This window comes from Enterococcus sp. 22-H-5-01 (genome assembly GCF_050310005.1).
GTDB classification, from domain to species: domain Bacteria; phylum Bacillota; class Bacilli; order Lactobacillales; family Enterococcaceae; genus Enterococcus_A; species Enterococcus_A hailinensis.
The window spans coordinates 2,079,501-2,091,600 of the sequence record NZ_CP189993.1; the positions used below are offsets into that span (position 1 = coordinate 2,079,501).

General features: G+C 39.9%; 10 protein-coding genes. 5 read left to right on the forward strand and 5 right to left on the reverse strand.

What is annotated here, in order from left to right; genetic code table 11:
• Positions 1-42: 42 nt before the first annotated feature.
• Both ACQKTA_RS10525 and ACQKTA_RS10530 read left to right on the forward strand, forming a co-directional pair.
• On the forward strand, positions 43-696 hold the full coding sequence (locus ACQKTA_RS10525; protein ID WP_071856694.1) for an amino acid ABC transporter permease: 654 nt from the start codon (positions 43-45) through the stop codon (positions 694-696).
• 15 nt (positions 697-711) lie between these two features.
• Complete coding sequence (locus ACQKTA_RS10530) at positions 712-1,443, forward strand: amino acid ABC transporter ATP-binding protein (protein ID WP_427813695.1); 732 nt, start codon at positions 712-714, stop codon at positions 1,441-1,443.
• A gap of 47 nt (positions 1,444-1,490) precedes the next feature.
• Here the strand turns inward: ACQKTA_RS10530 and ACQKTA_RS10535 are convergent, their stop codons facing one another.
• The 3 genes from ACQKTA_RS10535 to ACQKTA_RS10545 form a co-directional block, all read right to left on the reverse strand.
• Positions 1,491-4,160 carry a cation-translocating P-type ATPase gene (locus ACQKTA_RS10535; protein WP_427813696.1) on the reverse strand — a complete coding sequence of 890 codons (2,670 nt, stop codon included), beginning with the start codon at positions 4,158-4,160 and terminating at the stop codon, positions 1,491-1,493.
• Between the two features lie 318 nt (positions 4,161-4,478).
• Positions 4,479-5,546 carry a glutamyl aminopeptidase gene (gene pepA / locus ACQKTA_RS10540; RefSeq protein WP_427813697.1) on the reverse strand — a complete coding sequence of 356 codons (1,068 nt, stop codon included), beginning with the start codon at positions 5,544-5,546 and terminating at the stop codon, positions 4,479-4,481.
• 19 nt (positions 5,547-5,565) lie between these two features.
• Positions 5,566-6,309: a methyltransferase domain-containing protein gene (locus ACQKTA_RS10545; protein ID WP_427813698.1), complete on the reverse strand. Its 744-nt coding sequence runs from the start codon at positions 6,307-6,309 to the stop codon at positions 5,566-5,568.
• 132 nt (positions 6,310-6,441) lie between these two features.
• Here ACQKTA_RS10545 and ACQKTA_RS10550 point away from each other — a divergent pair, with 132 nt between their 5' ends.
• A complete protein-coding gene (locus ACQKTA_RS10550; RefSeq protein ID WP_427813699.1) occupies positions 6,442-6,867 on the forward strand; it encodes a GNAT family N-acetyltransferase in 426 nt (141 codons plus the stop codon).
• A gap of 118 nt (positions 6,868-6,985) precedes the next feature.
• Here the strand turns inward: ACQKTA_RS10550 and ACQKTA_RS10555 are convergent, their stop codons facing one another.
• Positions 6,986-7,684, reverse strand: a complete 699-nt coding sequence (locus tag ACQKTA_RS10555; protein ID WP_427813700.1) for a DUF554 domain-containing protein — start codon at positions 7,682-7,684, stop codon at positions 6,986-6,988.
• Positions 7,685-7,867: 183 nt separating this feature from the next.
• Positions 7,868-9,304: an amino acid permease gene (locus ACQKTA_RS10560; protein ID WP_407854939.1), complete on the reverse strand. Its 1,437-nt coding sequence runs from the start codon at positions 9,302-9,304 to the stop codon at positions 7,868-7,870.
• 329 nt (positions 9,305-9,633) lie between these two features.
• On the opposite strand from ACQKTA_RS10560, the gene ACQKTA_RS10565 reads away from it, so the two are divergent.
• Both ACQKTA_RS10565 and ACQKTA_RS10570 read left to right on the forward strand, forming a co-directional pair.
• Entirely contained in the window at positions 9,634-10,224 is a 591-nt protein-coding gene (locus ACQKTA_RS10565) for an ATP-dependent Clp protease proteolytic subunit (RefSeq protein WP_427813701.1), read from the forward strand.
• A 155-nt stretch (positions 10,225-10,379) separates the two neighbouring features.
• On the forward strand, positions 10,380-11,939 hold the full coding sequence (locus tag ACQKTA_RS10570; RefSeq protein ID WP_427813702.1) for a PucR family transcriptional regulator: 1,560 nt from the start codon (positions 10,380-10,382) through the stop codon (positions 11,937-11,939).
• The last annotated feature ends 161 nt before the right edge of the window (positions 11,940-12,100 follow it).

A 12,100-nucleotide genomic window follows, 5' to 3' on the forward strand; every position in this document is an offset into this window, starting at 1 on the left:
TAAAGATAATCGACAGCCTATTATGAACGAGGGGTAAACAACATGGAACGAACACTTGATATTATTCAAAGCTCAGCATTGCCATTATTTTGGGCGCTGATCAAAATGACGATCCCATTGACCTTGATCTCTTTTGCACTAGGGATGATTTTAGCATTGGTCACGGCTTTGGCTCGAATCTCTAAAAATCGCTTGATCAACGGGATCTTTTTTATTTACGTTTGGATTTTCCGCGGGACACCGTTACTTGTCCAACTATTTATTGTCTTCTTCGGATTGCCATCTGTCGGGATCCAAATGGATGCTTGGACAGCAGCAATCTTGACTTTTTCATTGAACACAGGTGCGTATGCTTCGGAAAACATCCGCTCAGCATTATTAGCGATTCCTCAAGGACAATATGAATCCGCTGCGTCACTTGGCATGAGTCGCTGGCAGATTTTATACCGCATCATTGCACCGCAAGCCTTTAAAATTGCCTTGCCACCATTGTCAAATAACTTTGTCAGCTTAGTAAAAGATACCTCATTAGCTGCCAGCATCACGATCGTAGAAATTTTTATGACGGCTCAAAGAATCGCCGCTCGTACATACGAACCGTTGCTGCTTTATTGTATGGTCGCTGTGTATTACTTGATTTTCTGTACTCTTTTAAATTATCTACAATCTGTACTTGAAAAACGGATGGTTTATTAGGAGGAGGAACAGACAATGTTAACAATTGAAAATTTAAATAAAACATTTGATGGTAATCATGTATTGAAAGACATCAACTTAACCTTCCAACCAGGTGAAACAACTGTGATCTTAGGACCATCTGGATCTGGAAAAAGCACCTTATTGCGTTCGATCGATCTATTAGAAACACCCGATAGCGGAACAATCACGATCGGTGACGATAAATTGACGTTTCCGCAAAAAATCGCCTTTTCGCAATTAAAAAAATACCGCGGACATTTTAGTATCGTGTTCCAAGCGTATAATCTTTTCCCACATTTTACGGTCATTCAAAATGTGATGGAAGGACCGACTCAAGTCAAAAAAGTTTCAAAAGAACAAGCTCGGACTCAAGCAGAAAGTTTGTTGAAACAAGTTGGTTTATCCGATAAAGCGAAAGAACGTCCAAGCCAATTATCTGGTGGACAGATGCAACGGGTTGCGATTGCACGAGCACTAGCGATGGAACCAGAATTTATGCTCTACGATGAACCTACGAGTGCATTAGATCCTGAGTTGGCACAAGAAGTGTTATTAGTCATCAAAAAATTGGCCGAAACAGGAAATGGCCAAATCGTCGTGACTCACCATGTTGAGTTTGCACGAAAAGTTGCTGATCGAATCGTCTTTTTAGAAGATGGCGAGATCACCTTTGATGGCGATACCCAATCATTCTTTACGAGTGAGAATCCACGTATCAAACGCTACTTGCAACAATTATTATAAGAAAAAGGATGTGCGACAATTTTGTCGTACATCCTTTTTTTGTTGATTTAGTTTTTATTTGTTTCAATCGTTCCTTTAGGTTGTTGGATTTTGACGATAATCAATTTTGTGATTTCCATCAATACAACAGCTATTACTGCTAAGCCAAGCGCCATGCTGATATCGTTAATAGTAAATGTTGTGGGGACAGCAAAGACTTCTCTTAATCCAGGTAATAGTGTCAAGCTGAATAATCCAGCACACACCACTACTGCTAACGTGACCATTTTATTACTGAAGAAACCAGCTTGGAACGACGTTTGAGTATTTGAACGCGCCGCAAAGGTCTGTAACGTCCGGCTTAAAATCAAGGTTGAAAAGGCCATTGCTACACCGATCTCAGCTGATTGTTGGTTACCGATCCATTGAGCTGTGATCACGGCAGCTGCAATCAAGATTCCGCGATAGGTCACAGAGGTCAATGTCTTACCAGTAAAGATCCCGCTGTTCGGGTCACGAGGCTGGCGTTGCATGATCGTTGGCTCGGCCTTTTCCATTCCTAAAGCGATCGCTGGCAACGAGTCATTGACTAAGTTGATGAACAACAATTGCAACGCTGTAAATGGATTCGCCCAACCAACTACTAAGGCAAAGATGATCGAGATGATCGCACCTAAGTTGCCAGCGAAGAGGTAAGCGACCGCTTTTTTGATATTATCAAAGACATTTCGTCCGACTTCGACGGCTTTGATGATCGAAGCGAAGTTGTCGTCCGTCAAGACCATCGAAGCAGCATCTTTAGCTACGTCTGTTCCAGTTCCCATGGCGATCCCGATATCCGCTTGTTTTAAGGCTGGCGCATCATTGACTCCATCACCAGTCATCGCTGAGATTCGGCCTTTATCTTGCCATGCGCGAACGATTCTGATTTTGTTTTCAGGTGAGACACGAGCATAGACTGTCGTGTCTTCTAATTGTTCCGTTAATTCGGTTTCTGTTAAACGATCCAATTCAGCCCCAGTCAACGCTTGATCCCCGGGTTGGAAAATCCCGATTTCTTTGGCGATCGCGACCGCAGTCGTTTTGTGGTCACCGGTGATCATGATTGTTTGGATACCCGCTGAATTCGCATCAGCAACAGCTTGGAAAACTTCTTCTCGCGGCGGATCGATCATTGCCATCAAACCAACAAGGACCAATTCTTCTTCATCTGCTAAAGTGATCTCTGTAGTTGAAACTATTTTATAAGCAAAGGCTAAGACACGCAACGCGCGCTCTGAGAAAGCTTCATTTTGCTTTTGAAATTGCGCTTTGATTTCTGGTGTCAGAGGAACGATCTGGTCATTCAATAGGACTTTAGTACTGCGTTCAAAGACAACATCGGGTCCACCTTTTGTCAGCATCATTTTTTTCTGATCGATCGTGTGTAAGGTCGACATCAATTTACGATCAGAATCAAACGGTAATTCATTTTCACGAGGATATTTCTTACGCAATTCACGATACGATTGGTTTTGTTTTTCACTAAAATCGATCAATGCGATCTCCGTTGGATCACCTAGCTTTGTGCCATCTTCACTGATCGAAGCATCGTTAGCTAAAACACTGATTTCAACTAAACGCTGTTCGTCTTTGTCCCAATCCGTTGGGTCATTTGGAAACTTACCAACTTGACCACTCGCTAAATAATGATCAACGATCGTCATTTTGTTTTGAGTAAGCGTTCCAGTTTTGTCGGTACAGATCACGCTAGTGGAACCAAGCGTTTCAACTGCTGGTAATTTCCGGATGATCGCATGCTGTTTAGCCATTTTCTTTGTTCCTAATGATAAAACGATCGTCACGATCGATTGTAATGCTTCCGGGATTGCAGCTACTGCCACCGCTACCGCGAACATAAAGGCATTGACGATATCTTGAGTCATATCCGTAGAACCATCTAAGAAGATTCTTAGTAATTGAACACCTAAGATAATCAGTGACAAGATCAAGATCGCAATACTCAATTTTTTACTAAAGCTATCTAAGCCACGTTGTAATGGTGTTTTTTGTTCAGTCGTTGATTCTAATAAGCCAGCGACTTGACCGATTTCTGTTTCATTTCCAGTGGCAGTGACTAAGAATTTTCCACGACCATAAGTGACGATCGTACCGCTGAAGACCATGTTGATCCGATCGCCTACAGGAGCTTCATTGGTTAAAGTTGTTAATTCTTTTTCTGCCGGCGTTGATTCTCCGGTCAGCATACCTTCATCGATTTTCAATGAACCCGCTTCTAGTAAACGACCATCCGCAGGGACGTAATCGCCTGCTTCTAAAATCACGATATCACCTACGACAATATCTTTTGCTGGAATACTTTGCTCTTGGCCGCCGCGTAAAACGCTGGCATCAGGTGCGGATAGTTTTTTCAACGCATCCAATGAGCCTTCTGCTTTTTTTGTTTGAATGACACTGACAACAGAGTTTAATAATAAGACCGCAAAAATTACTAATGATTCTACATGAGCACCCATTACCATTTGGACGATCGCTACAATCAGTAAAACGACAACCATCGCATCTTTAAATGTGTCTAAGAAGAGCGCAAGAGTCGATTTTTTCTTTGCTTCTTTTAATTGGTTGGGACCATTTTCCTGCAGCCGTTGCTGCGCTTCCGTCTGGTTCAAGCCTTCTGGCGCGGTGTGTAGTTCTTTCATCAATTCAGGTGTTTCTTTTTGATAAGTTGTTTTTGTCAATTTGGATCCTCCAATTTTTTTATTCACTTGAGCTGGTCATTTTTCGACAAAAAAAGACCTAAGGCAAGTGTTCACACTTGTCTTAGGTCTCACCATTTCATACGATACCAGAAAACCATCACTGGTTGACTTACTGTTGACATCGCAACAACAATGTTGCCGATTACTCCCCTAAGGTGTTATTAATATACTTAAAGAATAACGAAATTAAATAAAAAATGCAAGATAAAAACGCAAAATATTTCAATAAAATAGTTAAATGTAGCTAAAATAGCGTCAAATCAAACCGGTTTAATCCTTTTATTTTTTATTAAGTTGTTATTTTCCAGCGACGATCGTTTTGATGGTACTTGCATCCAAACCTTTTAAGACTTGGATCACCATTTCTCTAGCCGCATCAAAATCAGCAATGCTGAACATAGTTTGGTGCGTATGGATATAGCGTCCGCAAACACCGATAACGGTACTTGGAATTCCTTGATTTGCGGTGTGTGCTGCACCAGCATCAGTACCGCCTTTAGAAACAAAGTATTGATAAGGAATATGATGCGTCGCAGCTGTGTCTAATAAATATTCCCGCAAACGAGGCAGTAAGATCATACCAGGGTCTTGGATCCGCAATAATGTTCCTTCACCTAGATGGCCAAAGGTCCCATTGGTCGTGGTTAGGTCATCTGCTGCTGAACAGTCGACTGCGAAAAATAAATCGGGATCAAATTTAGTAACGGCTGGTTTTGCTCCGCGCAGCCCAACTTCTTCTTGCACATTCGCACCAGCAATCAAAGTGTAATCAAGGGTTTCTTTTTGCAAAGCTTCCAAAGCTTCTAAAACGACTGTACAACCATAACGGTTATCCCAAGCTTTACTGATGATATTTTTCCCATTTGCTGTTTTAACGGTTTCGGTTTGTGGGACGATCGTATCACCGGGGAGGACACCAAAAGCCAATGCTTCTTCTTTTGATTCAAAACCGGCATCAAATAAAATGTCTTCTACTTTCACTTGCCCGCTTGTACCGCGCAATAAATGCGGTGGGACAGAAGAGGAGATACAAGGGTAATTTCCGTTGGCTGTTTTTAATGTAAAGCGTTGAGCCGAAACGACGTATGGGTTCCAGCCGCCTAAAGGAACAACTTTGAATAGGCCGCGCGGAGTGATCTCAGTCAGCATAAAACCAACTTCGTCCATATGAGCTGCCACCATGACACGTGGTTTGTCAGCTGCCGCATGTCGCAAACCAAAGATTCCACCCAATCCATCTTGTTGGACATCATCGACTAAAGGGGTGATCGCTGTGCGCATATAGCTGCGAATATCTTCTTCAAAGCCACTTGTGCCTTGTAATTCGGTCAATTCTTTGATCCGTTGAAATGTTTTTTCTTCCATCTAGGTCATCTCCTAATTTCTACTGAATACCGTTTCCATTATAAACGTTTGGTACTTGAAAATAAATCAATTCGAAAACTAGCGATTGCTGATTGTCTTTTTCATGGGCTGAACCAAACGTTTTTTCGGTGATCGCATCTACTTGCTCCGCAGGAAAGTCTAAAGCAAAATAATCATGGAAAAAGCTTTTTGTGACCCGTTCCGTTTTTGTATATTCAAAGCACTTCGTTTGAAAAACAATCTGTTCTTCTTCTAAATAGTGTTTATAGCGTTGATTCAAAAAGAGATCCGGATTCTTTTCTTCAAAAGGCGAGAAAAGCTGGTCTTCATCTTTGATGACGCGCAGGAGCAATATCCATTTGCGGCTAGCCCGACAACAGGCTAGCAGGTCGTCTTTTGTCTGCAACACCGGATTCATTGCTGAAAAAACAAGATCGTAGGGCTGATTATTGTTAGTTAGAAAAATAGTTTGTTCTTGTTGGACCATGGTTACATTTTTAGCTGCTTTAGCAGCGGCGATTTTTAGCATCTCCGCTGAAATATCGACCAAAGTATATTTTGCAGTAAGTGATTGGAATGCCTCTAAATATCGTCCTGTTCCACCAGCTAAATCTAAAAATGTCGCGCAAGGCAGTATGTTTTGTTGAATCAAGAATTCAGCCAGATCGTCAGCAATCGGGAAGCTGGATTCTTGTTGGATCTCTTCGTATTCTTCAGCAAACTCATCCCAAAAAGCCTGCCATTCATTTAGCTCGTTTGTCATAGAATGCCTCTTTCTATTAGTAGTATTTGTTTAGTATACAATGGAAAAACAGGGAAAGGGCATCAAATGATCGATTTGTTGAGTGACGTCCAAAGATGGTAAACTAAAAGAAAAACAGATAGGAGCTCAGCTATGGATATCAGACAAAACCAAGCAGCAGAACTTATGCCATTTTTAGAAGCTGTCTTTCAGCAACAAGATAATCTGCACTTTGCAAATGAAGTGCCGCAAGCAAATGAAAAAACGATTGCTTTGGGCGCTTGGGATCAAGGAAAGCTAATTGGCGCGGTCATTGGCAAACGCCAATACGACACTTTGCATATTTCATTGCTAGGAGTAGACTTGGATAAACAAGTTAGTGGTATCGGTTCTGCCTTGATACAGGCGATGGAGGTACAAGCAGTCCAAGAAAAGATCCACACCATCACGTTGACGACGAAAGCTTACCAAGCGTTAGGATTCTATTTAAAACAAGGCTATCATGTTTTTGGTGAAATCGCGGATGTTCCGATGGTAGGAACAACTAAATACTATCTAGCTAAAAAAATAAGAAGCTAAATCAAAAGTAGAAAATACTTTTGATTTAGCTTTCTTAAATAAAAAATGATGACTAGCAGTCGAAATTTTTACTAGTTTTTTTAACATGACACCTTGCAAATAAGGTGTATTTCCACTTTTAAAAATAATAATATTGCACGACCATGATAACGATCAGCACAACAATACCGGGTAAATAATTCGAGACACGGATCTTGGTCAATTTCATGACATTTAGGCCGATCGCTAAAATCATCAACCCGCCGATTGCACTGATTTCATTCATCAACATATCCAATAATTCTTTTGGCAGATAACGTACGATGATACTCGCAAAAATCGTGATCGCACCTTGATAGATCAGTACTGGAAAGGCTGAGAACAAGACGCCGATGCCAAGAGATGCAGTCAGCATGATCGACATGAAGCCATCCATGACTGATTTCGTGAACAGTGTTTGGTGACTACCTGTCACACCACTTTGGATCGCACCAATGATTCCCATGGAACCAATCAAATAGATCAGTGTTGCTGTCACAAAACCTTCAGCAAAATTACTATTGCCTCGTGCAAAGCGGTTTTCTAAAAATAATCCTAGCCGTGTCATCGAATCCTCGATTTTCAAAAATTCTCCGATCATCCCGCCGATACAAATACTGATGATAATGATAATAAACGAACTTGCTTGCAGCGACATTTGGATCGCAAGCGCGATTACGCCTAATGCGATTCCTTTGGTTACAGTATCTTTGGTTTGTTCGGTGATATTTCTTAATATAACTCCCGCAAAACTTCCTGCAATAATGGCAAGACAATTCACCACCGACCCTAACAACATAGTCCCACACCCGTTTCTATTAGTTTGATTAAAATTAAATGAAATAATGTTTAGAACTCATCTTAACATGCTGAAGTCACTTTTTGAATAGTCAAAAGGGGAATTAAGGTAAAAGCATCTAACTTGTCATAAAACAAAGAAAATAAAAAAGCTGAGACAAAATATTTTTGTCTCAACCTTTAATTATTCAGCAATTTTTTCGCGTTCACGTTTAGCTAACATCGGCATGATGAAACCTAAACCGATCAAAACAACGATGCCCACGATATTGATGATCAGCTCATGCCAGAACAGACTAGAGCCGTAGGGAGCATCTTGGGGCAAGACACCAAATAGTGTCGCGATGATCGTAACGACCAAGCACCAACCGCCCACAAACACAGCCATCCGATCATTTTTGATAAAGACATAATCTGATTGAAATTTGCGGCTATCTAAACGAATTTTGATAAAGGCATAGAATATCCAGCAAGTCACACCTGGAGAAATAATCCCATTTAGATTCAATAACCAGTTAAAAATATCATTCATTTCCGGTAAGAAAACACCTAACAATAAAATAAAAGCACTCAAAGCGGTGGTTAAGATATACCCGTTGATCGGTAGACCATCGGCATTCAATTTGGTTAATTTTTTCGGCATAAACTGTTTGCCTGTATCAGAGATCAACATCCGAGTCATAGCATCCAATAAAACAGCCAAAAGAGCACACATATAGATAATTTGTGTGACCGCAAAAATATACATCAATGAATTTCCAAGATGGAAAAATTCACCCAAGCGTTGGAAAGCATAGTAAGAGCCGTTCATTTTTAAATTATTTGGTAAATGATGTGCATTGAAGAAGACGCCGAGTGAGAATGAACCAAAGACGGTCAAAAAGATCGTCATAACCGTCAACATGATCATTGCTTTAGGAAATTCTCGTTGCGGTTTGCGCATCCGTGTGACAAAAGGAGCCACTAGCTCAGCACCGTTGATAGCATAGATCAGTAAGCCGATCGTCGTTAGATAATGCAGATTGAACTTAGGAATGATTGCTCCGAGGTTCATTGGCTGTGTTTCAATATGACCGTTGGGCATAAATAATGAAGCGAAGGTCATAAAGACAAATAATAAGGCCATGACAAACATCGCACCGCCGCCGATCGTACTCAAGACTTCTAACGATTTTTTGAATCGGCGTTGTAAGAAAATAAACGCTAAAAAGACACAGAACGTCAATAAGGCAAACATCGAATTCGACATCGTATCTTCCATCGAATCATTGCCATTGAATAACCAGCCAAAACCGACAACTACCGCATTGGCTGTGTCAACAACATAAGGAATCGATGCTGCCCAATACGTCCAAGCAGTAAAGTAACCTAAACGATCGCCGCTAGTTCCTCGTACCCAGGAAGTCAACCCGCCACCTTCATGATTGAAGACGGAACCTAATTGACCAACCATCAATGAATAAGGAATCACATATAATAGCAATAGAATAATCCAAGAAGTGATAACACCTAAACCTTGGTTGGCAAAATTATAAATAATATCATCAAAACCGATAACAGTAACAAACGACATCATGGCAAGCACAGGCCATGAGATAAAACTTTTCTTTTCCTCGATCATTTAGCAAGCTCCTATTTCGTAATATAATAAAGTATTTATTTTTGTACGCAAAAATTATACATAAAAAATAAATGTAAAAGTTTAATAAAATAGAGCAAATGATGGAGGCTTATTTCGATAGGCCACGAAGATCCCCCTTCTATACACAAAATACGATCTATCTTCCCACAAAAAATTAGAATATGCCACTAAAATCTGTCTTTTCACGGTTAGTTTAGCATATTTTCTCATCTGGATAAGAATAAATTAGTTCTGAAAGCTCTTTCTGTTCATTCTAAAATTTTTTGGCTATACTTAATATGGATAGAAGAAAGAGGAGGAACCGGAATATGAGTAAATTTTTTAATGAAGAAGAAACAGAAAAAATGGAAGAGAAAAATCCAATGTTGTTGAAATTATTGAAACAACGGACGATTTTGATTTATGGAGAGATTAATCAAGATTTAGCGAAGACAGTAACGGAACAATTATTGTACTTGTCAGCGATCAGCGATGAGCCAATCACGATGTTTATCAATAGCCAAGGCGGTCATGTGGAATCTGGCGATACGATCCATGACGTGATCCGTTTTATCAAACCAAAAGTAAAAATGATCGGAACAGGTTGGGTAGCCAGTGCGGGGATCACGATTTATTTAGCTGCTGAAAAAGAAGATCGTTATAGCTTACCGAATACGCGCTACATGATCCATCAACCGGCTGGTGGGATTCAAGGCCAATCAACTGAAATCCAAATCGAAGCCAAAGAAATCTTACGCATGCGTAAACGGGTCAATCAATTGATTGCTAATGCGACAGGCCAAACATTAGAGCAAATCGAAAAAGATACTGATCGTAATTTCTGGCTATCAGCAGAAGAAGCTAAAGATTATGGAATCGTTGGTCAAATCGTAGAATCAGACGATGCGATAAACAAATAAAAAGTTTAAAAGAGGCTAGCAACAGCTAGTCTCTTTTTTATTTAGTCAAAATAATCTGATTTTTCTGAGAAGTCTCAATAGACAAGCAAATCCGAATCTGATAATGTTAGAAAAAGCGTAAAATTTGATGTGAAAAAAATGAAGGAGGGAATGTGTTGGGGGCTAAATTAAAAGAATTGTTGGAGTTACCTTCTTTACGCGAAGCACAGCTATTGACTGGGAAAAATAGCCTAAATCAGACCGTTACCGCTTTATCTTTTTTAGAGATCTCTGATTTAGATGATTGGGGGGCGTTCACAGAAACAAGTGAATATCATTCTGGAGAATTGGCACTGACCTCTTTTTTCAACATCAAAGATGATAGCGCAAAACAGTGTGAAACGATCAGTCAATTACATAAAATGGGCGAACTAGGAATTATTTTATATTATGTTGGGATCGTCATGCCAAAATTAGCGCCAGAGGTTTTAAAAACAGCGGAAGACTTAGACTTTGTGATTATCCAAATGCCAAAAGATCAAAGTCGGATTCGATATAGTGAAGTCATCGCCGATGTAATGGCTGAAATTTTGAAAGAACGCTCAACTGAAAATATCGTCAATGAAGTATTGGAAAAAGCTTCTTTATTACCGGAGCACTTACGGACCGTTGAAGTGACATTAAAACTATTGTCAGATATGTTACGGGTCAATATCGTTTTGACGAATCCGGATAATGAAGTGATCAACGAAATCAAATGGCCGCGCAATTCATCATTAGATTTAGAGCGTTTGTTGCGGCGAGTAGTGATTGAAGAAGGCGAGCAAGTCCAAAAAAATGACTATTCGGTCTACTACAAGGAACTCTATCATAAAGGCAATGGTGTTCTGCATTTTTATTTGATTAAAGAACATGATTTTTTAAGTCAACACGAATGGGAGCAATCGATCGAACTCTTGCAAGTAGCGACGAATCTCTGGGGTAAAAAACATGGAGAAGTCAGTGAATATGCTTTAGTACAAGCGATTTTAAATGATGAAAGTGAAAAAATGTATCGCTTAGCAAATCATTTAGAAATCGATGTCAAAGGTATTGGTTTGATGTGGTTGCTACAATTAAATGACATTCGCGAGGTCAACGAACTACGGGAAGATTTGTTGTCTTACGTTGCGAAATTTTATAAAACAGTAGTCGTTCAAATGGTGGATGATCAATTGGTTGTCTTGTTAGGCAACTATGTCCATAGTGGCTCAGAACTTGAACTGGGCAGAAAATATTTGCGAAATACACCTTTTGAAGCTGCTATCGAAAGCATCGTCTTTTGTCCCCAAATGCGAAATACAAATGATGTCAGAAAATCCTATCACTTAGTGAGTGAAGCTACCATGAGATTGCCAAAAGTTTTTCGAGGCAAGCGGACTTTTTCGATCAGTGAGATCCGTCAAGTGACACATGCGAGCCAGTTGATTCAAACGGGACAATCAGAAGTTGAGGAAACGATGCGCATTTTAGCACCGATCATGAGCAGCAAAGAACAAGTGACAACGTTATGTAGTTTTTTATTGGATGCCGGAGCGGACTTCCAAACTTGCGGTGATCAATTACAAATCCATAAAAACACGGTGAAATACCGAATAAAAAAAATCAGCGAGACCTTAGGATACAATGTTACGCGTTTCTCGGAAAGCTATGAATGCTACGTAGCCTGCATGATTTACCGATTGATTAGTTTATAAAACAAAGCGACTATAAAATGAGTCGCTTTGTTTTTTTTGATCAACGAATAAAAATCCGATATTCATTCGAAAAAATAAGTTTAATAACAAAAGATATTGACAGCATAAAAGTGTTGAGCTAAGATAAGAACATTCTTTGTCAAATAGTAATAATTACGATC